The organism is Reinekea sp. G2M2-21, assembly GCF_015687175.1.
Taxonomy (GTDB): Bacteria; Pseudomonadota; Gammaproteobacteria; order Pseudomonadales; family Natronospirillaceae; genus Reinekea.
Window position 1 is genome coordinate 22197 of sequence record NZ_JADPQG010000001.1, and the last position, 20874, is coordinate 43070.

The 20874-nt window shown below is 50.4% G+C and carries 21 protein-coding genes; 9 read left to right on the plus strand and 12 right to left on the minus strand.

What is annotated here, in order from left to right; genetic code table 11:
* Nucleotides 1-9: 9 nt before the first annotated feature.
* The 3 genes from IYN85_RS00100 to IYN85_RS00110 all read left to right on the plus strand — a co-directional run bounded on the left by IYN85_RS00100 (nt 10) and on the right by IYN85_RS00110 (nt 4955).
* Nucleotides 10-2409, plus strand: a complete 2400-nt coding sequence (locus IYN85_RS00100; protein ID WP_196156833.1) for a GH36-type glycosyl hydrolase domain-containing protein — start codon at nt 10-12, stop codon at nt 2407-2409.
* An 83-nt stretch (nt 2410-2492) separates the two neighbouring features.
* Nucleotides 2493-3905 carry a phosphoglucomutase/phosphomannomutase family protein gene (locus IYN85_RS00105; protein ID WP_196156834.1) on the plus strand — a complete coding sequence of 471 codons (1413 nt, stop codon included), beginning with the start codon at nt 2493-2495 and terminating at the stop codon, nt 3903-3905.
* A gap of 126 nt (nt 3906-4031) precedes the next feature.
* The gene (locus tag IYN85_RS00110) at nt 4032-4955 is read left to right on the plus strand and encodes a CPBP family intramembrane glutamic endopeptidase (RefSeq protein ID WP_196156835.1); all 924 of its coding nucleotides are present in this window, start codon (nt 4032-4034) and stop codon (nt 4953-4955) included.
* Nucleotides 4956-5091: 136 nt separating this feature from the next.
* Here the strand turns inward: IYN85_RS00110 and IYN85_RS00115 are convergent, their stop codons facing one another.
* The 7 genes from IYN85_RS00115 to ftsY form a co-directional block, all read right to left on the minus strand.
* The gene (locus tag IYN85_RS00115; RefSeq protein WP_196156836.1) at nt 5092-5430 is read right to left on the minus strand and encodes a hypothetical protein; all 339 of its coding nucleotides are present in this window, start codon (nt 5428-5430) and stop codon (nt 5092-5094) included.
* 272 nt (nt 5431-5702) lie between these two features.
* Nucleotides 5703-6401 (minus strand): tRNA (guanosine(46)-N7)-methyltransferase TrmB, encoded by a 699-nt coding sequence (trmB, locus tag IYN85_RS00120; RefSeq protein ID WP_196156837.1) that lies wholly within the window; start codon nt 6399-6401, stop codon nt 5703-5705.
* Nucleotide 6402: 1 nt separating this feature from the next.
* Nucleotides 6403-6783, minus strand: coding sequence for a DUF423 domain-containing protein (locus IYN85_RS00125; RefSeq protein ID WP_196156838.1), 381 nt, complete (start codon nt 6781-6783; stop codon nt 6403-6405).
* Nucleotides 6784-6847: 64 nt separating this feature from the next.
* On the minus strand, nt 6848-7720 hold the full coding sequence (rpoH, locus tag IYN85_RS00130; protein WP_196156839.1) for an RNA polymerase sigma factor RpoH: 873 nt from the start codon (nt 7718-7720) through the stop codon (nt 6848-6850).
* A 177-nt stretch (nt 7721-7897) separates the two neighbouring features.
* Nucleotides 7898-8860, minus strand: coding sequence for a permease-like cell division protein FtsX (gene ftsX / locus IYN85_RS00135; protein ID WP_196156840.1), 963 nt, complete (start codon nt 8858-8860; stop codon nt 7898-7900).
* Nucleotides 8860-9537 (minus strand): cell division ATP-binding protein FtsE, encoded by a 678-nt coding sequence (ftsE, locus tag IYN85_RS00140; protein WP_196156841.1) that lies wholly within the window; start codon nt 9535-9537, stop codon nt 8860-8862. Before ftsE ends, ftsX begins: the two co-directional genes overlap by 1 nt.
* Nucleotides 9534-10526: a signal recognition particle-docking protein FtsY gene (gene ftsY, locus IYN85_RS00145; protein ID WP_196156842.1), complete on the minus strand. Its 993-nt coding sequence runs from the start codon at nt 10524-10526 to the stop codon at nt 9534-9536. The genes ftsE and ftsY overlap by 4 nt, the downstream gene beginning before the upstream one ends.
* 76 nt (nt 10527-10602) lie before the next feature.
* Between ftsY and IYN85_RS00150 the strand changes: the two genes are divergently transcribed.
* From IYN85_RS00150 to IYN85_RS00170, 5 genes are all read left to right on the plus strand, one after another.
* Nucleotides 10603-11496, plus strand: coding sequence for a hypothetical protein (locus tag IYN85_RS00150; protein ID WP_196156843.1), 894 nt, complete (start codon nt 10603-10605; stop codon nt 11494-11496).
* Nucleotides 11468-12049 (plus strand): 16S rRNA (guanine(966)-N(2))-methyltransferase RsmD, encoded by a 582-nt coding sequence (rsmD, locus tag IYN85_RS00155; RefSeq protein ID WP_196156844.1) that lies wholly within the window; start codon nt 11468-11470, stop codon nt 12047-12049. Before IYN85_RS00150 ends, rsmD begins: the two co-directional genes overlap by 29 nt.
* A gap of 60 nt (nt 12050-12109) precedes the next feature.
* On the plus strand, nt 12110-13543 hold the full coding sequence (locus tag IYN85_RS00160) for a coniferyl aldehyde dehydrogenase (protein ID WP_196156845.1): 1434 nt from the start codon (nt 12110-12112) through the stop codon (nt 13541-13543).
* Nucleotides 13544-13605: 62 nt separating this feature from the next.
* Complete coding sequence (gene coaD / locus IYN85_RS00165; RefSeq protein WP_196156846.1) at nt 13606-14088, plus strand: pantetheine-phosphate adenylyltransferase; 483 nt, start codon at nt 13606-13608, stop codon at nt 14086-14088.
* 35 nt (nt 14089-14123) lie between these two features.
* Nucleotides 14124-14378 carry a YfhL family 4Fe-4S dicluster ferredoxin gene (locus tag IYN85_RS00170; protein WP_196156847.1) on the plus strand — a complete coding sequence of 85 codons (255 nt, stop codon included), beginning with the start codon at nt 14124-14126 and terminating at the stop codon, nt 14376-14378.
* Between the two features lie 43 nt (nt 14379-14421).
* On the opposite strand, the gene IYN85_RS00175 is transcribed toward IYN85_RS00170, so the two are convergent.
* Entirely contained in the window at nt 14422-15171 is a 750-nt protein-coding gene (locus IYN85_RS00175) for a substrate-binding periplasmic protein (RefSeq protein ID WP_370592122.1), read from the minus strand.
* 225 nt (nt 15172-15396) lie between these two features.
* On the opposite strand from IYN85_RS00175, the gene IYN85_RS00180 reads away from it, so the two are divergent.
* Nucleotides 15397-16437 carry a GMP reductase gene (locus IYN85_RS00180; protein WP_196156848.1) on the plus strand — a complete coding sequence of 347 codons (1041 nt, stop codon included), beginning with the start codon at nt 15397-15399 and terminating at the stop codon, nt 16435-16437.
* Between the two features lie 90 nt (nt 16438-16527).
* On the opposite strand, the gene IYN85_RS00185 is transcribed toward IYN85_RS00180, so the two are convergent.
* From IYN85_RS00185 to IYN85_RS00200, 4 genes are all read right to left on the minus strand, one after another.
* Nucleotides 16528-17139 (minus strand): CDP-alcohol phosphatidyltransferase family protein, encoded by a 612-nt coding sequence (locus IYN85_RS00185; RefSeq protein ID WP_196156849.1) that lies wholly within the window; start codon nt 17137-17139, stop codon nt 16528-16530.
* Entirely contained in the window at nt 17132-17776 is a 645-nt protein-coding gene (locus IYN85_RS00190; protein ID WP_230390386.1) for an ATP-binding cassette domain-containing protein, read from the minus strand. Before IYN85_RS00190 ends, IYN85_RS00185 begins: the two co-directional genes overlap by 8 nt.
* A 7-nt stretch (nt 17777-17783) precedes the next feature.
* The gene (locus IYN85_RS00195; RefSeq protein ID WP_196156850.1) at nt 17784-19496 is read right to left on the minus strand and encodes an ABC transporter permease; all 1713 of its coding nucleotides are present in this window, start codon (nt 19494-19496) and stop codon (nt 17784-17786) included.
* A 77-nt stretch (nt 19497-19573) separates the two neighbouring features.
* Nucleotides 19574-20770, minus strand: coding sequence for an ABC transporter substrate-binding protein (locus tag IYN85_RS00200; protein WP_196156851.1), 1197 nt, complete (start codon nt 20768-20770; stop codon nt 19574-19576).
* Nucleotides 20771-20874 lie beyond the last annotated feature (104 nt).

Below are 20874 nucleotides of genomic sequence, written 5' to 3' on the forward strand. Positions count from 1 at the left end.
CCAACTCCCATGCAATACGGCTACTTTGATAACGATCAACGTGAATACGTCATTACCCGTCCGGATACGCCGGCACCCTGGACCAATTACCTGGGCACAGAAAAATTTGCCACGGTGATCTCCAATAACGCTGGTGGGTATTCCTTTTACAATTCACCAGAATACAACCGGGTCACCAAGTTCCGCCCTAACCACTCCTTCGACCGCCCGGGTCACTATGTGTACCTGCGGGATGATGTCAGTGGTGATTACTGGTCTGTGTCCTGGCAGCCTGTTGCGAAAAGTCTGGATGAAGCCGAGTACGTGGTTCGCCATGGCCTGTCTTATTCCAAATTTCAATGTGACTACAACGGCATTTTCGCCGAAAAAACACTGTTCGTACCGAAAGGCGAGGATTTGCAGATCTGGGATGTCCGTATCCGCAACGACGGTGATCTGCCGCGTAAAATCAGTGCCTTTTCTTTTGTTGAGTTTTCCTTCAGTCATATTGCTTCAGACAACCAGAATCATCAGATGAGTCTGTATTCTTCGGGCACGTCCTATCAGGACGGCGTGATTGAATACGATCTGTATTACAACACCAATGAATATGAAGGATGGTATTACCTGGCATCCAGCTTTGGCCCGGACAGCTATGATGGTTCCCGCGATGCGTTTCTGGGCGCGTATCGTGATGAGTCAAACCCGATAGCCGTCGAAAATGGGCGCTGCTCAAACACGGCCAAGACCTGTTACAACCAGTGTGGCTCGTTGCACAAGTCATTTGAACTGGGTCCGGGGGAAGAAGTACGGTTTGTTTTACTGTTGGGGTTGGGCAAAGGTATGGGGGCAAAAAAACGCGCTAAATACCAGGATTTCACTAATGTCGACCAAGCCTTTGCTGAGATCCGCAGCCACTGGGATGAGCGTGTGGCTAAATTCCAGGTTAGCTCGCCTCATTCCGCACTCGACACCATGACCAATATCTGGACGTTGTATCAGGCCGAAACCTGTGTGGTCTGGTCCCGGTTTGCTTCCTTTATTGAAGTCGGTGGTCGTACCGGTCTGGGCTATCGTGACACCGCGCAAGATGTCATGGCAGTGCCCCATACCAACCAGCCGATGACCCGTAAGCGCATTGTGGACCTGTTACGCGGACAAGTTCAGGCCGGTTATGGTCTGCATCTGTTCGACCCGGATTGGTTTGACCCTGAAAAAGAAGACGTTGAACCATCAAAATCGCCGACGGTGGTCCCGACCCCAAGTGACGATGACAAGATTCATGGCATTGAAGACACCTGTTCCGACGATGCACTTTGGTTAGTGCCGACGATCTGTCGTTACGTTCAGGAAACCGGAGATGTGGCGTTTTTCGACGAAGTGATTACTTACGCCGATGGTGGTGAAGGAACGGTATACGAACACATGACCCGGGTGCTGGATTTCAGCGCCAAATACGTGGGTCAAACCGGTATATGCCAAGGGTTGCGTGCAGACTGGAACGATTGTTTGAACCTCGGAGGCGGTGAGTCTGCGTTGGTCAGTTTCCTACATTTCTGGGCTTGTAACGCGTTTGTGGAGGCCGCCACCTTCTTAGGGCGGCATGAAGACGCCGCGACCTATCAGACCATGGCCGATAAAGTAAAGGACGCCTGCGAGACTCAATTGTGGGATGGCGATTGGTATATCCGCGGCATTACCGCCAAAGGCGATAAGGTCGGTACCCATACCCAGGCGGAGGGCAAAGTACATCTGGAGTCCAATACCTGGGCCGTGATTTCAGGTGCCGCTCAAACAGAGCGGGCCCTAAAAGCAATGGACTCTGTTGATGAATACCTCTCTTCACCTTACGGGCTGCATTTGAATGCGCCATCTTTTGCCACCCCGAACGATGACATCGGATTCGTTACCCGGGTATATCAGGGCGTCAAAGAAAACGGCGCCATTTTCAGTCATCCCAACCCGTGGGCTTGGGTGGCCGAAGCGATGCTGGGACGTGGTGACCGGGCGATGAAACACATTAACGGACTGTTGCCGGCAAACTTTAACAATACCGCCGACAAACGGGTTGCTGAACCTTATTCCTATTGTCAGTTCGTCATGGGGCGCGACCATGAAGATCACGGACGAGCGAATCATCCTTGGTTGACCGGTTCCGCAGGTTGGGCCTATGTCGCTACCACCAACTACATCTATGGCGTTCGTCCGGGCTTTAATGGTCTTACCGTAGATCCCTGTATTCCGAGTGATTGGGCTGGGTTTACCGTTCGACGCGAATGGCGTGGTGCGGTCTACAACATCGAGGTGCGTAACCCGAATCACGTCAGCAAGGGCATCCAAAGTCTTGAGTTGAATGGACAGCTCATTACCGGGGAAATTCCAGTGCAACCCGCGGGTACCGAGCACAGCGTAATCGTGGTGATGGGTTAATGCGACACATGCCGGGGGTTCCTGCTGGTTTCAGCGAATCCTCGACTTATTGCTGAATATGACAGCTCTACATAGGTGACAACATGATTCAATTTGGAACAGGTGGTTGGCGTGCCTTTATCGGTGAAGAATTTACCGCCGAGAACGTCCGTAAAGTGGGCCAGGCAATGGCAAATCTCATGCACAAACAAGGTGTCGCTTTTGCGCCCTTTGTAATTGGCTATGATCGTCGTTTCCTGTCCGACAAAGCGTCAAAATGGTTGGCCGAAGTCTTGGCCGCAAACAGTATTCAGGTGGAGTTGATCGACAAGCCGGTACCGACACCGGTGGTCATGTTTTGCGTAAAAACCAATAACCTGCCCTATGGTGCCTGCATCACGGCGTCGCACAACCCCGCAGACTATAATGGGATTAAGTTGTTTGCCGATGGTGGTCGTGATGCAACCGAAACATTGACCGATGTAATCGAGTCCGAGATCGCTGACTTACAAGCCACCGACATCAAACGTCTGGAATTCGAAGACGGCATTGCCAGTGGCAAAATCCAAATCATCCGTCCGTTGAATGAATTTATTGATGCCATTCTGGCGGGTGTTAATGTCGAGGCGATCAAAAACGCGAATCTGAAAATTTTGCTCGACCCGATGTACGGTGTGGCAAAAACTTCGTTACAAGCGGTGCTGATATCGGCACGCTGTGACGTCGATGTTATTAATGATCGCCACGATACAACCTTTGGTGGCCGTTTGCCGTCGCCCACGGCGCATACGCTGTTCAAGCTGTCACACCTGGTACCGGAAAAAGGCTATGACCTTGGAATCGGGACCGACGGTGACGCGGACCGACTGGGCATCATCGATGAGACCGGCCGGTTTGTGCACCCGAACGAAGTGCTGGCGTTGCTGTATTACTACTTGTTGGAGTACAAAGGCTTGAAGGGCAGTGTAGTCCGTAATGTCGCCACCACTCATCTGTTGGACAAGATCGCGGCGGATCACGGTGAGAAGTGTTTTGAAGTGCCGGTGGGTTTCAAGCATATCTCTGAAGCCATGGAAGCGGACAATTCATTGATCGGCGGGGAAAGCTCTGGTGGCTTGACGATTCGTGGTCACATCAAAGGTAAAGACGGTATTTTTGCTGGGTCGCTGTTGGTGGAATTGATCAGCGTGACGGGTAAGAAATTGTCTGAACTGCTCAGTGAGATATATGGCAAGTACGGTAATTTTGTAACAGCCTCGGGCGATTGCACATTCCGCGCGGCGGATCGTCAGCGGATTTGGGACATGGTATACGAAGACAAAAAGTTACCGGTATTCCCGAAACCGATTGCCAATGTCAGCTACGCCGATGGCGCGAAAATTACCTTTGAAAACGACTCCTGGGTAATTGCCCGTTTCTCCGGTACAGAACCCTTGCTGCGTATCTTTGCCGAGGCCGATAACGAAGAAGACGCAGAACAGTTAGTGCAGACCGTTAAGGCGTTTCTGATGCCTTGAGTAGACGAGTTAGATCAGCCTGATGCAAATCAGGCTTTACCAACATTTTCCCGTGTCGTTTGTGCATAGTGCTAGAGTATCCGTGGGTCTTTCTTAATCCGATCAACCACATTAAGGAATCCGTCTATGGCTACTCAACTTTCGACGCCGGCATCACATTCTCAGAGCGGGCTTGGTCGTTTCCTCATGGTTGCTTTCGGGTTTACTTGGCTGTGCTGGACGCCTGGCTTGATTTTGGCGTCTTGCAACAATCTGCTGATGCCTAATTTCGATACGTATCATCAGCTCTGGATTACCGGTTTTGAAGGAGCATTACATGCGACGCTGAGTGCGCTTTTCTTTTTAGGCGTCTATGGGCCGTTGCTCGGTGCTTATATCTCAATTCGATTTGCCGGTGATAGATCAGGGTTGCGGTATTGGAGGCAGCAGATCACCTATTGGCGTGTGACACCCTCTTGGTACGGCATGGTTTTGCTCTTGGTCCTAGTTATTGGTGGAATCCCATTTGTGCTTTTCACCGTCTTAGGAGGCCTTCAAGCCAGTGAGTACTCTTTAGGCTGGATCGCCGCTCTTTTTGTGATTCAGATTCTGCGCAGTGGGCTGGGTGAAGAACCTGGCTGGCGTGGTTACATGTTACCCATTTTAAGAGTTCGTTATTCAGGGGAGCGTTATATTTGGGTCATGGGTCTGATATGGTCACTCTGGCACCTGCCGATTGTCATAACGCAAACGTTACAAGCTATGGCCGATCAGTCGATGCTGCCGATAGTATTGACTTTGCTGACTGCGGTAGCCGGCAATATTATGGCGCTGATTGGAATGTCCTATCTCTACGTTTGGGTGTTAAATCGCACAGGGAGTATTTGGTTACTGATGGTATTGCACGCTGCCAGTAATGTGCTGGTCCTGTGGATGATATCATTTCTCGTCCTGAAACAAACGGCCGGTTTTGCGGTTGCGTTGATGCCGTGGTTTTGGGTGATTCTATTGCAGTGGAGACTAGGAAAAACAAAGTTTCCGGGGGAGCCGCTGACAGCTATACCGCGATAGGGAGACAGAGGGATCAAGCTGACGACAAACGCATAGCCACTCATACCTCCGAGCAATTGCGAACCATTTATGTCAGCCTCCATGGCCAGGCCCAATAGAAAAAGTGGAGCCGAGGTGCTTTCGATCATGTTGGACCTCAGCAGTACCCGGATGGAGCCGATGTGCCTGTGCCATAAACTTCCGCCCATAATGAATTCGAAATCGGCCCCATCATCCCGATACCTGCCCCCAGTTTGGCCATCATAAAAAATGCGACCCACGCGCCAGTATACATTGCGCCGAGCGTCATGCTGGTCGCAAACGACAAACCCAGAAACCGCAACAGGGCTGCAACTGTGTGCCTCGATGCGGCCAAGGTCAGGAAGTTCTTCAAGGGTACCCGGTCAATCAGCTCGCCAGCGAAGAAGATAAGTAGGCCACTGATTAAGGTCGCACCAGCGTAAGCGGACTCATGCGCGGTGGCCGAAAGACTCATCTACCCCTGAATCGAAGCACCGGGCCAGCTGATGAAGAATGACTGTACAACGTTCCCAAAAAAACAATAAGCAAAAATTCAACAGCGGCCAATATTGTCGGATCATTGAACAATAGGCTCGCAGCACAGGAGCTTTACTGATTGAGCCTTAGGCCGGGAATGTAAAGAATCTTGCCGCCCATGTTATTGATTAAACCGATGGTATTAACTTTTTGAAGCGATTGCGCCGAAGTCCCTATATGGCTCGGCGCGGAGAACCGAACTTTGCCTTGTTAGTCTACCTTGCGGTAAATAAGGTCCCAAACTCCGTGTCCAAGTTTTTGGCCGCGTTTTTCAAATTTTGTGACTGGGCGGTGGGCTGGTCGGCCATTGGTGTACTGTCCAGCACCGCTGACGTTTTCGAATCCCGGTGCCGCTTCCATGACTTCCAGCATGTGTTCCGCATAGTTTTCCCAGTCGGTCGCCATGTGGAAGGTTCCATCTGTTTTCAGTTTGCGACGCAGCAGTTCGGCAAACTCGGGCTGAACGATACGGCGTTTATGGTGTTTCTTTTTGTGCCAAGGGTCTGGAAAGAACAGCTGTACGGTGCTTAACGCCTGGTCTTCTATGCAGTCTTTTAAAATTTCGACGGCGTCTTCTTTATAGCAGCGAATGTTCGGAACCTGCTCGGTTTCAGTGCGGTTGAGCATGCGTCCGATACCCGGCAGGTGGACTTCAATACCGATAAAATTCTTTTCCGGGGCTGCAATGGCCATATCGACAAAGGAGTCGCCCATACCGAAACCAATTTCCAACACGGTGTCCGCATCACGACCGAAGGTTTCCGGAATTGACAGCGGGCCATCCGCCATGTGCAAACCGAATTTCGCCCAGTTTTGATCCAGACTCTTTTTCTGGCCGTCCGTCATACGAGTGGCGCGCATGACAAAGCTGCGGATTTTACGCTGAAAGGGTTGGTCTTGGTCGATCATGTTAATTCTCGGTTACAGTCAAATAGTAAAGGCGAAAGGCGGAATCCGCCCAACCAGCAATCATCAGAACACCACCCAGTGGGGCGATAGCACCCAACCATGGGGTGTCCAGAATAACCAATAAAAAAAGGCTGGCGCAGAATACGGATGTTCCGGCAAATAGCAAGTAAACTGGACGTTTGAACGGGGTTCTAGCGATGACGGAGAGAGTGCCAAATAGCAGTAACGCAAGACCATGGCTCATCAGGTAGCGACTGGCCGTATGCCAGGTATCCAGTCTGGCAGCACTAACCAGGTCGGCAATGGCGTGAGCACCGAATGCCCCCAGAGCGACAGATAAACCACAAAATAGGGCGCCGGCCGTTAATGCGAAACGATTCATGAACGTCTCCTAATTTCATAAAAAAAGCCGCACTGGGCGGCTTTTTGTGTATTAGTAAAAGTAATTAGAACTCGATTGTCATTACTTTTTTAACTTTATTCATCGCATTCTTTTCGAGCTGACGGATACGTTCAGCTGACACACTGTATTTATCAGCCAATTCGTGGAGCGTTGCTTTTTCATCGCTTAACCAGCGCTGTTGAATAATATCTCGTGAGCGTTCGTCGAGGTCTTCTAATGCTTCAAACAGCTGGCCATGCGCATCATCACTGTAATTGGCACGCTCTACAGCAAGCGCCGGATCATCTGCTTCATTCATCAGGTAATCGGATGGGTGAAACGCGATACCGTCGTCGTCATCGTCATTAAAACCGTCAAAGGCGGCGTCTGATGCGGTCAGGCGGCCTTCCATATCGTAAACGGTCTTTTTGTTGACTCCCAGGTCATCTGCGATGGCCTGTGCCTCGTTCTCATTCAACCAGCCAAGACGCTTTTTGGAGCTGCGCAGGTTGAAAAACAACTTGCGTTGCGCTTTGGTGGTGGCGATTTTGACAATGCGCCAGTTTTTCAAAATGTATTCGTGAATCTCGGCTTTGATCCAATGCACGGCAAAGGACACCAGACGGACACCGACTTCAGGGTTAAAGCGACGTACGGCTTTCATCAGGCCGACGTTGCCTTCCTGAATTAAATCACCCTGGTTCAGACCATAGCCTGAGTAACTTTTAGCAATGTGCACCACGAAACGAAGGTGCGACATAACCAAGCGGCGGGCAGATTCGAGGTCTTCATCGTAATACAGACGCTCTGCCAACTCTTTCTCTTCTTCAGCACTGAGTAACTCAAAGCCATTAACGGTTGTAATGTAGGCTTCAAGGTTCTGACCTGGTGACAATGTATCCAGTGCGAGTACAGGAACACTTTGGTTTAGCTTCACTCTTTCTCCTCCAAATTAGGATCGGTGAAAATCACTCGAGCCGGGCATTATAGAAAGCTGGGCCGAATGTTTAAACCCCATGAACACCATTAAAAACAGTCATGGGATATTTGCTACCTTTTTTACGTGACACTGACGCCCGCAGATCACAGACCTTGGCGGTTGTTTCCGGCAAGATTACTGCGGGTCGGTATCTTTCAGATGCCGCCAAAGCGCGATTCTGGCGCCCATCAGGCTCACAAGTATAGATGACAAAAGTAATATTCCGAATTCCCTGACATTCAACCATATAGCTGGGGCCGTGAGCCCATAGCTGGCTAAAAATGTGTCAAGTTGGTTCTGAAAATTGAGGCTGATCAGCGTTAACAGCAACCAGGCTGCCAAGCCACCAGACAGACCATACCAGAAACCCAGGTATAAAAACGGTCTGCGCACATAGTTGTCGGTGGCGCCAAGCAACTTGATAATCTGGATTTCTGCCTTGCGTGACTCAATGGATAGGCGGATTGTGTTCCCGACGATCAATAGAACGGCCGTTGCCAGAATGATACTGAGTACCTGTACGATGGACTCTATTAAGTCCAAAACGTTGTTTAGGCGTTCAATCCAGGCCAGATCGATCTGGATGTCTTCAACATCCGCCAGATCGGTCAGCATTAAAATAAGGGCTTCGAGATCGGCCATGCTCTGTTCGATCGGCACCACAACGATGCTGGCTGGCAGCGGATTTTCATCCAGTTCCAATGCGGATTGCAGGCTCAGGACACTGCGAAAACTATCCCAGGCCTGTTGTTTACTGATGTATTCCACAGTGCTGACTTCCGGTCTGGCGCGCAATTCATTAGCCAGCGCCTGGCCTTGATCGATTGTTGTGGTGTTGTTCAAATACAGCGTGATCTGACCGCCTTCCTGCCAGGCCTGCGTTTGCGTGTTGATGGCCTGTAAGGCGATATAAAACAATGTCGGCAACAACAGGGCGATAGCAATCACTAGCCAGGTCAACGCACTCGATATCGGTTGGCGAATGAGTCCCATGAGGGCCGATCTGGCGCACATCAGGTGATGGCGATACCAGCCTTTGATGTCGACTTTCGGTGCACGATTGCGGCGACGGTTGGTGGCAGCTCGGTTTTTCGCCATTAGGCGGCTCCTGAGGCGAACGGTGAAGTGATCATGCGTCCCTGCTTCAGCGACAATACGCGGTAGTTGAGGCGTGCGATCAGACCGAGATCGTGACTGGCAATGAGTACGGTAGTGCCGATGTCATTGAACTGAGCGAACAGGGACATAATGTCCCGTGACAGTGCAGGGTCGAGGTTGCCCGTGGGTTCGTCGGCCAAAATGACATCGGGTTTTTTAACCACAGCGCGGGCAATACCGACTCGTTGTTGTTCACCACCAGAAAGTTGAATCGGTTTAAATTTTTCGCGGCTCAGCAGACCTACCTTGTCCAGCGCGGCGTGTACCCGGCGTTTAATGTCCGATGGATTTTCACCGGCAACAATTAATGGCTGGGCGACGTTGTCGAACACGGAATGATTCATCAGTAATTGATGATCCTGGTGAACAATCCCCAGCTTTCGGCGATAAAAGGCAATATCTCGGCGGTTCATGGTTTTCAGTTGAATACCATCGACCCGAATTTGCCCCGATGAGGGCTTTTCAATAGCCGTGATCAATTTCAGCAGCGTGCTTTTTCCTGCTCCGGAATGACCGGTCAGAAAAACAAATTCACCTTTGTCGATATTGAATGACAACGAAGACAGGGCTTCGAACCCCCCATCATAGCGCTTACTGACCTGATCAAAATGAATCATGAAGCGTCAGAACCTAATAAGGCATCGACGAATTCGCGAGCATTGAAACGATTTAAATCATCAACCTGTTCGCCGACACCGATAAAGCGAACCGGAATGCCGAACTTCCTCGCCAGCGCAAAGATAATGCCGCCTTTGGCGGTACCGTCCAGCTTGGTCAGGGCAATACCCGTCAGGGGCGCAACCTTGGTAAAAGACTCTGCCTGGCTGACAGCGTTCTGTCCGGTGCCGGCGTCCAGTACCAGCAGGACTTCATGCGGCGCGCTGTCATCAATTTTTTTCATGACACGCAACACTTTTTCCAGTTCTGCCATCAGATTGTCTTTGTTGTGTAATCGACCTGCGGTATCGGCAATCAGGACATCCACGTTGCGGCTTTTGGCAGCCTGAACGGCATCAAAAATCACCGATGCGCTGTCGGCGCCGGTATGTTGAGCAATAACCGGAACCTGATTCCGTTCACCCCAGGTTTGCAGCTGTTCTACTGCGGCAGCACGGAAGGTATCGCCTGCTGCCAGCATGACGGACTTACCTTCTGCCTGAAAACGTTTGGTCATTTTTCCGATAGTGGTCGTTTTACCGACACCATTCACGCCGACCACCAGGATGACATACGGTGTTTTTTCGGCGTCGATGATCAATGGATGTTCAATTGGGGTAAGCAGATCGACCAAGGTATCCTGCAATGCAGTCATAAGCGCGTTGTTGTCTTTTAATTCTTTGCGTGACACCCGTTCCACCAGATTGTCGAGAATGGTCTGGGTCGCTTCAATGCCGACATCGGATGACAATAACAGCGTTTCCAGTTCTTCAAGCGTGTCTTCATCGAGTGTTTTTCGGCCCAGCAGGGCAGTTGCGATGCCGCTTGAGAAAGAGGCGCTGGTCTTGCTGAGACCTGCTTTGACGCGTTCTAACCAGGGGGTACTTTGCGCTTTCTCTGTCTTTTCTTCGCTGGCTTGCTTGTCTTTACGTTTTGAAAATCCGAACATGATGGCTGGTTACCGGTAAGCGGTTGATAAACGGGGCGCTATGCTAGCATAACGGCTCGTGAAAATGGATGGACGAATGTTTCACTTTAAACGACGTACACTCTGGATCATCATTTACATAACAATTCCATTAGTGATTATCCTGAACCGCTTGGGGCCCGCTCCGGACACTGCCGTGTCTGAAACCCCAGCACAGCGCTTCTCGCTCGACCATTTAAACCTAACCTGCCAGGCCGTTGTCTGCCAACTGCCGCTATCAGGGGCGCCGCACCTGCAGTTGAGCGTTTCGTTCAACCAAATGCCGGTGAGCCAGATTTCGGTACCGGATGTTCTATCGCTGAACATACGTCAACAAGGCGGCTTTGTGATTGGAACTGTAACGCTGGTGCCGAGCCCTGGCAACGTGCAGGTTTTGCTGTCTTTTTTGCAGCAATGGTTGCCGCAGCCGCCAGTGGGGTGGCAGTTGACGGGCGCCATTCCAGAGGGTGTTGCTGATATGATCGCGGCTCAGAACGGACCTTTCTCCGGTATTGGGATCGTGAATGAGCCTGAACCGGTTAATGGCCTGGCGACTTTGGAGGCGCCTGCGTTGGGCGGTGAGGATCAGCTCGCGTTCCTGTTGTGGATTGAAATACTGAAACAACGTCTGGCCGGCTATGACGTGCAGGCGGTATGGGACCATCGCCGATCAACCAGTTACGTCGTTTTTAACCAAACCCTGTCCAGTGACTCATTCAGTCCGGTTAAAGCTGAGGAGTTGGAGCCTGTGTTAGCGGCCTACCTGCAGTCTGCCGGGCAACGCGAACGCAGCGCTGAGCAACTGCATCGGTATGCGGTGACCGCAATGATCTATAAAATCCCGTTTGAATTTTTTGTGAACCAACCACGCCGGCTGTCACAGGTGACGGTTGAGGCTGTGGATAGAATGAGAGAATTTACCCTTGAACAAATCACGCAAAGCGCCCGCTAAAGCGGCAACCAGCACGCTGAGGATCATTGGAGGTGTGCACCGCGGTCGTAAGTTGCCGATTCCCGCGCTGGACGGCTTACGCCCTACGGCGGACCGGATTCGCGAAACCCTGTTTAACTGGCTGCAGTTTGATATTCCCGGCATGACCGTCCTTGATTTGTTTGCCGGCACGGGTGCGCTCGGGCTTGAGGCGTTATCGCGTGAAGCGAAACACGCTGTGATGGTTGAGCCTCAGGGAGCCGCTGCGCGGGCATTGATGCAATCGTTAAACACATTGAAACTCGAAAATGGTCAGGTCAAGCAGATGACCGCGCAACAATATCTGCAGTCGGCCAATGAGTCGTTTGATCTGGTGTTTGTCGATCCGCCCTTTGATCTGGATTTGTGGCAGGAAACCCTGGCCATGCTGGTCAGTGACGGTCATCTGCATTTTGGAAGTTATGTCTATGTTGAATCGCCCAAACAGGCTCATTTCCTGATCCCTGCGGAACTTCAGACCGTTAAAGATAAGACCGGTGGTAAAGTTCGGTTTCGCTTGCTGCAGATGACATAATTGACCGCTACGGTCGCGCAGAGTAAGTTACTGGTTTTGTTGTAAGCAGGAGGGCCATTCGTGTCCGTGCAACCCGAGTTTGACGCTGATAGCACGCAATGGCTGTCTGATTTGTTTAAAAAACAAAAGAAATCCTACCGTGCCAATCCCTATCCGGACCTGGCTGAGCGGCGCCGTCGATTGCGTAAGTTGAAGCAGATGTTGATCGACAATCAGCAAGTGATCTGTGACGCCATCGATGCCGATTTTAACGGTCGCGCGCACATGGAAACGCTCAGTGCGGAATATTTGCCCAGTATTATGGGGATTAATGATGCACTGCGGCACTTAAAGCGCTGGACCCGCACGCGCTGGACTTTAGCACCGATGTTATTCCAACCGGCCAGTGCCCGAGTGGTTCCTCAGCCGCTTGGTTTGGTGGGTATTATTGTGCCTTGGAACTATCCGTTGTTTCTGGCCGTAGGGCCGCTCATCGCCGCATTGTCGGCGGGCAATCATGCGATGATCAAAATGTCGGAGTTTACGCCTGCTTTTGGGGCGTTGTTTGCGGAGTTGATCACCCAAACCTTTGGCAAAGAGGTGGTGACTGTGGTCAATGGTGAGGTCGCCGTCGCGCAGGCTTTCTCAGAATTGCCGTTTGATCATCTGTTATTTACCGGATCAACGGCCGTCGGTAAGCACATCATGCGTGCCGCCAGTGCCAACTTGACGCCCGTGACGCTGGAGTTGGGTGGTAAAAGCCCGGTCGTGATCGATCGATCTATTCCCTTACGCGAGGCAGCTGAACGTTTGGTGTACCCTAAATGTTTGAATGCCGGCCAGACCTGTGTCGCACCGGATTATGTCTTTTGTCCGGAGGAACAGGTAGAGAATTTTGTTCAGCATTTCTTGAACGAGGCCAAGCGCCAATTCGCCGATACGGTGAATAACAAAGAATACTCATCCATCATCAACGCGCGGCAGCGAGCCCGCTTGATCGGTTATATCGAAGACGCGAAAGCGAAGGGTGCCAAAGTCTACATTGCTGGTGATAGCGATGACCTGTCGGACTATGGCAGTAAACTTCCGCCCATTGTGTTGACGGACGTGACCGACGACATGCAGGTGATGCAAGATGAGATATTTGGTCCTATTTTGCCGGTCATGGCGTATAAACAGTTGGATGAAACTCTGAACTACATTAACGACCGGCCACGGCCATTGGCACTTTATGTCTATGGTTACGAGGCCGCGCTGCGACCGACCTTTACTGAAAAAACCCACAGTGGCGCACTGCTGTTTAACGAGGCGCTCATTCATGTGGCAATGGATAGTCTGCCGTTTGGCGGTGTTGGTGCCAGTGGCATGGGGCATTATCACGGTTATTATGGTTTCCAGACCTTTTCCAAGATGAAGCCTATCGTCTCCAAGCAGCGTTTAAATAGCTTGAAGCTGATTTACCCACCCTACAAAAGCTGGTTAATGAACGCGATCCTGGGTTTATTTGGTCGGTAATTGCCCATCTGGCGCGTGTACGGTAACATGCGCGCGCTTTTTCAAACCTATGAGCAACCAGTATGTCGAGCACAGCGATCTACCCGGGCACCTTTGATCCCATCACCTTAGGTCATATGGACCTGATTGAGCGTGGTTTACGCCATTTCGACAAAGTGATTGTCGCGGTTGCCGATAGCCCCAAGAAAAAACCTCTGTTCAGCCTGGAAAAACGGGTTTCCCTGGCGCGTGAAGTCACACAGGGTTTTGGTAATGTTGAAGTGGCCGGCTTCAGCAATTTGCTGGTGGAATTCGCTCGGCAACATAAAGCGCAGGTCATTTTGCGCGGACTGCGAGTGGTCAGCGATTTCGAATATGAGTTTCAGTTGGCCAACATGAATCGTGTGTTGGCTCCGGATCTGGAAAGCCTGTTTTTAACACCGTCAGAACAATATTCGTTTATATCGTCTACCTTTGTCCGTGAAATTGCCTATTTGAAAGGTGATGTGTCCAAGATGGTGCATCCTATTGTTCAGCAAGCGCTGAATGAACGTTTTGCGAAGTAGTTCAACCGAATTTAAGATCGTTAGAGGATAGTAAAATGGCTTTGTTTATCACCGATGAATGCATTAATTGCGATGTATGTGAGCCAGAGTGCCCGAACAGCGCGATTTCTGAAGGTGAAGAAATTTACGAGATCGACCCAAACCTGTGTACAGAATGTGTTGGGCATTATGACGAACCTCAGTGTCAGCAAGTGTGCCCGGTCGATTGTATTCCTCATGATCCCGAGCACGTCGAGAACAAAGAGCAGCTGATGGAAAAGTACGAACGTATTATGGCCGCTCAAGCTTAAGCCATGGCTAAGCAAGCAGGCAGATGCTTCATAGCCTGCAGGTTTATTGCCCGTTACGGACGTCGGTCATGTAACGGGACATTATCTCTTCAATATCAATTTTCGTCAGCCCCTCATTAAAAATTTCTCTGGCTTGTTTGCCGATCGTATTGTTTCTAAATGAAACGAACAACTGCTTATCGACCAGGTATTTCGGATTCATTTCGACACGGTCGGCGATACGACTGACGAAAGCATTTTCGGTGGTTAAGAAATTAAAAACATTAGCGTCGATAATCGCAGTATCAATGCGATTTGTGGCGACTTTAAGTACGTTCTGTGCATCAGTGATGACCTCCTCTACGAGGATTTCACGATTGGCAATCAGCCGGTCGATTTCAGCCGTGTTGACATAATCCTGGACCACGCCCAGCCTATATTTCTTCAGATCCGTCACTTTCGTCCACTGAATCGGTGTTTCAATATTTTGCACTAACCCTAAAGGTCCCGTTCCAATCGGGTCGGAAAAAAGGAATTGGGAGGTCTGGTAAAAGTATTCCGGGAAATAGCCAATGTAGTTGTTATCGACTTGTGCGAGTCTGACAGCTCTTGACCAAGGGAAAAAATCAACGTGAAGATCATGACCCATTGCTCGGAAAGCCGCCTTGGCCACGGCAACCGACGCTCCCTGCTGTGCAATATCGGGGTCGGAGTAGGGGGGCCAGGACAATGACGTCATACGGTAGGTTTGGGCACTGACCAAAGACACAGCGCTTAGCACTACAACCGTTGCTATTCTCAGAAGCTGTATCACAGGTACACCTTATTCCTATATACAAGTAACAACTTAGTTCATTCAGCCAGTCTGGCAACTTGGTTTTTTGACAGGCTTGACAGATCGAATGGCGTTTTTTTCAAGCCGTCAGTTTTGGTCATTTAAAGTTTGACCATGTAGTCAAAAAAAGATGTAGGTGATCAAATCAAGCCGTGGTAGCCTTAGGCACCGGCTTAGTCGACTCTCAATTAACCGGAGCTTTCCATGCACGTTGAAAACGAAATAAAACTGGGATTTAAAGATGTCATGATTCGACCCAAACGGTCGACATTGAAGTCCCGGTCTCAAGTCTCCCTCGAACGAACCTATACTTTTCGCAACTCCAAACGCACCTGGACCGGAGTCCCGATCATTGCTGCCAATATGGATACCGTGGGCACGTTTGAAGCAGCTCAGGTGATGGCTGAATACAAGATGCTGACTGCCGTGCATAAACATTACAGCGTCGAACAGTGGCAGTCATTTCTCAACGACATTGATAAAAGTTTGTTGCCTCATGTTATGGTCTCGACCGGAACGTCGGAAGCGGATTACGAAAAGCTTAAGCAGATCTTGAGATTAGATGTCGGTCTTGAGTTTGTGTGCATAGACGTTGCCAATGGTTATTCAGAACATTTTGTTGAATTTTTAAGAAGGGTACGCGCCGAATTTCAACAGATCACCATTGTCGCAGGCAATGTGGTCACCGGGGAAATGGCTGAAGAGCTTCTGCTGTCAGGTGCTGATATCGTCAAAGTTGGTATTGGACCAGGTTCAGTTTGCACTACGCGGGTGAAAACCGGAGTAGGTTACCCTCAGGTTTCGGCAACCATTGAATGCGCGGATGCCGCTCACGGGTTGAATGGTCATGTCATTTCTGACGGCGGTTGTTCTTGCCCTGGTGATGTATCTAAAGCCTTTGGCGCCGGTGCGGATTTTGTCATGCTCGGCGGAATGCTGGCCGGCCACGATGAAAGTGGTGGTGAGTTGATCGAAGAAGGTGGTAAACAATTTAAACTGTTTTACGGTATGAGTTCAGATACCGCAATGGGTAAATACCATGGTGGTGTTGCCAATTATCGGGCCAGTGAAGGTAAAACGGTCAAGGTGCCTTACCGCGGCGCTTTAGCAACCACATTGATGGATATTCAGGGTGGTGTTCGCTCAACCTGTACCTATGTTGGTGCAGCTGCCTTGAAAGAACTGTCTAAGCGGACGACCTTTATCCGTGTGCAGGAGCAGGAAAACCGGGTCTTCTCTTCCTGATACAGGCCTCGGCATTAAACGGTAATCGTGACGCTCGATTACCGTTTTATTTTCAATAATTCCACAATCCAACTCGAAATCAGATTCAATTCAGTCGTGTTTCAGGGTATGAGCGCCGCCGATGACTCGGGTAATGGTGGTTATTACGCATAAGGTAAAAAACACCCAGGCCAACGGTGCAAACCAGCTGGGAAACAGACAAAAACTGAGCAAAAACAGAATTGTTTCCGTCCCTTCTGTAATGCCATTCAGGTAATAAAACCCCTTGTTCGGGTAGTGCATTGAGCTCAACTGCAAGCGTTCGGCCAGGATAGCGAACGCAAGAAAGCTGGAGCCAGTGCCCATAAACGAAAAAATGAGTGCCGCCGCGGGCAGCGCATTGGTGCTCGGGTTCGCCAGCGCAAACGCGAAGACTATTGCCGAGTAAAAAATGAAATCGAGTACGATATCCAGATAGGCGCCGCGATTGGTCGCTCTGGATAAGCGTGCGACTTCTCCATCTAAACCGTCACACAAGCGGTTCAACAGAATAAGCATCGCACCAAGAGCATAATATTCCAGAGCAATTGCAGGCAGTGCCAGCATGCCAATGGCAAAACCGGTGACGGTGATATGGTCTGCTTTGATGTTAGCGCGGTGGAAACTGCGTGCCGCAGTTGCCAGAGTGGGTTTGATGATTTTTAGCGCGCGTCGGTCAAGCATGTTGGATCTCCAGATGAAGAGTTTGGCTACCTTTTGGGATATCGTCGTGATCGTGAGTCACCAGAATCGCAGGAATATTGAGCTGCCGGATCTGATCGTAAACCCAAGGGCGGAATTGCTCTCGCAGTGCTTTATCCAATTTAGAAAAAGGTTCGTCGAGCAGAATTAAGTCGGGTTCGGAGAGCAAAGTTCGGAGTAAGGCAATGCGAGCACGTTGTCCGCCGGACAAGGTGGCTATGTCACGGTCTTGATAGTCTGCGAGCGTTGCTTGTTGCAACACCTGATGGATGCGCTCTTTTTTTTCGGTTTTGGACCATTTCCCAGGCAAGCCGAAAACCAGGTTTTCGTAAACATTTAAATGCGGAAACAGAAGATCGTCTTGAAACAAAATGCCGACCTTGCGTTGCTCGACCGGCAAGGGCCTTAAGTCCCGGCCATTGAGGTGTATCTGCCCTTGGCTGTTAAAGACGGGTGCTAACACACCGGAAATATCCGCCATGATTGTCGATTTGCCAGACCCACTGGCACCGGTGATTGCCAACAATTCACCAGTGCTCAGTTGAGTGCTCAACGGCTGAAAAAGCGGCTGATTATTTAAGAAAATCTGATACTGGTTTAATGTGAATATTGAGTTCATGTCTGGGTTATCTCATGCTTTGGCGCTCACGGAAACGCAGGGCGGGTAATAGTGTGGCCAGCGCAAAAATCAGTAATGGTAAGCTTTGCTGCCATACCGCCATTACCGCCATTAATCGGCGGTCGCTGCCTGCCGCCATAGCCACCGCCTCCGTGGTAATAGTTGAATATTTACCAGCCCCGATAAAGATTGTGGGCAGGTACTGTGCAATAGACACTGCAAAGCCGGTGGCAAAGGCATACAGTATGGGGCGCATTAAAATCGGAAACTTGATGTGCCAATAGGCAGGTCCCCGTTGTTGCTTTAACGTCAACGCTAGCCAGAAGTAGCGGTCATCAAAGTTTCGATACGGACCGCTGAGCGTTAAAAACACATAGGGCAATACGAACACCAGATGCGACCAGAGCAATGCCGTGAATTGCCCATCCCAACCTGTCTGGATCAGAAATACCTGAAAACCGAATAAAAAAGCGACTTGTGGGATCAACAGGGGGAGATAGATCAGCCAGGCAATGCGCTGAGTATTCAGTTTTTTTTGCGACCAACGCAGGCGCACTTCGTTTTCCAGTGCGAGTATCACCAGGAACAATGCAATCAACGCGGACAGTAACGCTAACCAAACTGTACACCAGAACGGTTCGTCGATCCGATTGAGTATGCGTGACCATGGTAACGTTGAAAACTGACTAGGTAAAACGTCCGGATAGCGCCAGCGCAGTGTTAAGCTCCAGATGAATGTGACTGCTGCGGATCCGGCAAAGGCTAGCGCCATCAATAGAGTCAGTGCACGGGCAACGGGGGCTTCCCAGTTTAACGTAAGTCGCGTCTGAGGCCGACAGTGAATAGCCCATTGACGAAGCCTGCGTAAAGGTGGCTCAAGCAGGTGAATAATCAGTAAAGCGATGGAAACGAGAATTAACAACCAGGTGGCGCCGGCCGCTCCGACCGTTCGATTTGTCAGGTCCGGGTCATTGAATAGTTGGGTAATCAAAACCGCGAGCGTTGGTGGCGTCGTGGGACCGGCGATTAAGGCGATGTCGACAACCGTCAGCGAAAACGCAACCACAGCAAAGAAAGGTAATTTGATTTGCTGATACAGCTGCGGGATCAATAACCAGTACCAGGCAAACCGGGTTGAGCGCCCCATACTATTGGCAAGCCACCGCGTTTTCTGGACATTCAGAGACGGTAGCACAGCGAGGGACATGAATAAGAGAAATGGGGTTTCTTTCAGTGCCAGTGTGATGATCAGGCTCACGCCCATGGGGTCCTGAAAGGTTGTCCAGTTTGGCGGAACCGGAAACCACCCGGTCATGTACTCAATCCAGCGAATTAACCAACCACTTGGCGACAATAGAAAACCAAGGCCAATCGCAAAGGCTGCGTGAGGTACGGAAAGAATTGGAGATAGCAGCCTCTCCAGTCGCTGAAACATGACAGATGGATAAGCCCCGATCAATAAAACAAAGGTGATAACAAGTGACAGCACTGAAGCGCCGATGCCGCTGAACAGTGTTTTTAGCAAGGCTGATTTATAGCTGGGGTGATTGAACCATTCTTCCCACGGTGTCATCGACAATTGATCCAGACCGATGGCCGGGAAATAGCCGAACGCGGGTAACCAAGTGCCGATCAATCCGAGAATGACCGGAATCAGGAATACGGCGGTCGTCAATGCCGGAATGGCTGTCAGCACGGAGCTTCGCTTCAGTGTTGCCATGGCAGGATCGTTTGCCCCATGTGTCACGATGAAAGGCAGCACGGACATTGCCAAGCCGTGCTGGTTTTTTATATAGGTTACTGGCTGTACCGGGTCAGCCAGGCTTTTTCAATCGCTTCAACCCAGCTTGCGTGTGGTTCCAGCAGCACGTTGGCCAAGTCTTCAGGGGGCAGTGTCGCGGCACCGTTGGGCAATGCATCAAACAAGGCTTTCTGTTGCGCTGTCAGCTTGTTCATCGCTAACACGGTAGGGTCGCCCCAGATTTCCGGATTGGCTTTTCGAGCCTGAGCTTCCGGAGACATCAGGAAATTGGCAAACACCATAGCACCCTCTGCGCTGCCTGAGTTGTATGGAATGGCAACAAAATGGGTGTTGGCAATGGTGCCGGAACGGTGAATGTGTGTGCGCACGGTATCGGGCAAGTCGCCGTTAGCAATGGCGTTGCTGGCATCGAATGGATTGAAACTGAGTGACAGATAAATTTCACTGTCGTTTAACAGTTGCTTCATCTTCGGTGCGCCATCGGTAAAAACGTTGCCTTTTTGCCACATTAACGGATGGAGTTCATCCAGATAGTCCCAAAGCGGTTGTGTCACTTCTTCGAAATTGGCTAACGAAACGGGCGCATACAGAATGTCTATGTCCGCCGTTAACTCGAGCAGGACCTGTTTGACAAAGGTCGTGCCATGAAAGGCCGGAGGTGCGGGATAGGTAAAGCGTCCGGGATTCTCTTGAGCAAAAGTCAACAACTCCTGCGCGGATTGTGGTGGTTGTTGAACATACTCTGTGTTGTGCTGAAAAACCAGTTGCGCCATGCCCCAGGGGGCTTCGAGATTATCTACCGGAACCGTAAAGTCAAAGAGAGTCGTGGGTTTATTGTCGATGTCGACTAACTGATAGTTTGGCAGGTCTTGAGTGAACGCGCCGTACAACAAACCGTTGGCTTTCATGTTGGCGAAGTTCTCGCCATTGACCCACATCAGATCGACTGCGCCGTCCTGATCCTTTCCGGCTGTTTTTTCGGATAAAATCTGATTAACAGCATTGGGCGCAACGTTCTTGACGTGTTTCACCGTCACTCCGTAGTCTTCATCAACTCGATCAGTGGCCCATTGAATGTAATCGTTTATGTGTTCGTCGCCACCCCAAGCGTGAAAATAAACTGTTTGGCCTTTTGCTTGATTCACGATGGTAGACCAGTCGGCTGCCTGTGAGGTGGTCGCTACGGTTGCGAGAGAAAGCGCCAGAATGTGCGGGTAAAGCGTTTTAATCATTCGGTTGTCCTTGCTGATTGACTGAGCTGAAAAGTATTTGAGTCGGTAAAAAAACTCGCCAGTGCAAACGACTGGCCTTACTTACGTCGCCAAGATTGATTTAT

Excerpts from the sequence above, each read along its gene's own strand:
- IYN85_RS00105 (WP_196156834.1), top strand. The coding sequence starts at position 2,493 with ATGATTCAATTTGGAACAGGTGGTTGGCGTGCCTTTATCGGTGAAGAA.
- IYN85_RS00180 (WP_196156848.1), top strand. The coding sequence starts at position 15,397 with ATGCACGTTGAAAACGAAATAAAACTGGGATTTAAAGATGTCATGATT.
- ftsY (WP_196156842.1), bottom strand. The coding sequence starts at position 10,526 with ATGTTCGGATTTTCAAAACGTAAAGACAAGCAAGCCAGCGAAGAAAAG.
- ftsE (WP_196156841.1), bottom strand. The coding sequence starts at position 9,537 with ATGATTCATTTTGATCAGGTCAGTAAGCGCTATGATGGGGGGTTCGAA.
- trmB (WP_196156837.1), bottom strand. The coding sequence starts at position 6,401 with ATGATCGACCAAGACCAACCCTTTCAGCGTAAAATCCGCAGCTTTGTC.
- IYN85_RS00125 (WP_196156838.1), bottom strand. The coding sequence starts at position 6,783 with ATGAATCGTTTCGCATTAACGGCCGGCGCCCTATTTTGTGGTTTATCT.
- IYN85_RS00100 (WP_196156833.1), top strand. The coding sequence starts at position 10 with ATGCAATACGGCTACTTTGATAACGATCAACGTGAATACGTCATTACC.
- IYN85_RS00190 (WP_230390386.1), bottom strand. The coding sequence starts at position 17,776 with ATGAACTCAATATTCACATTAAACCAGTATCAGATTTTCTTAAATAAT.
- IYN85_RS00170 (WP_196156847.1), top strand. The coding sequence starts at position 14,124 with ATGGCTTTGTTTATCACCGATGAATGCATTAATTGCGATGTATGTGAG.
- IYN85_RS00200 (WP_196156851.1), bottom strand. The coding sequence starts at position 20,770 with ATGATTAAAACGCTTTACCCGCACATTCTGGCGCTTTCTCTCGCAACC.
- ftsX (WP_196156840.1), bottom strand. The coding sequence starts at position 8,860 with ATGGCGAAAAACCGAGCTGCCACCAACCGTCGCCGCAATCGTGCACCG.
- IYN85_RS00115 (WP_196156836.1), bottom strand. The coding sequence starts at position 5,430 with ATGAGTCTTTCGGCCACCGCGCATGAGTCCGCTTACGCTGGTGCGACC.
- IYN85_RS00110 (WP_196156835.1), top strand. The coding sequence starts at position 4,032 with ATGGCTACTCAACTTTCGACGCCGGCATCACATTCTCAGAGCGGGCTT.
- coaD (WP_196156846.1), top strand. The coding sequence starts at position 13,606 with ATGTCGAGCACAGCGATCTACCCGGGCACCTTTGATCCCATCACCTTA.
- IYN85_RS00195 (WP_196156850.1), bottom strand. The coding sequence starts at position 19,496 with ATGGCAACACTGAAGCGAAGCTCCGTGCTGACAGCCATTCCGGCATTG.
- IYN85_RS00150 (WP_196156843.1), top strand. The coding sequence starts at position 10,603 with ATGTTTCACTTTAAACGACGTACACTCTGGATCATCATTTACATAACA.
- IYN85_RS00185 (WP_196156849.1), bottom strand. The coding sequence starts at position 17,139 with ATGCTTGACCGACGCGCGCTAAAAATCATCAAACCCACTCTGGCAACT.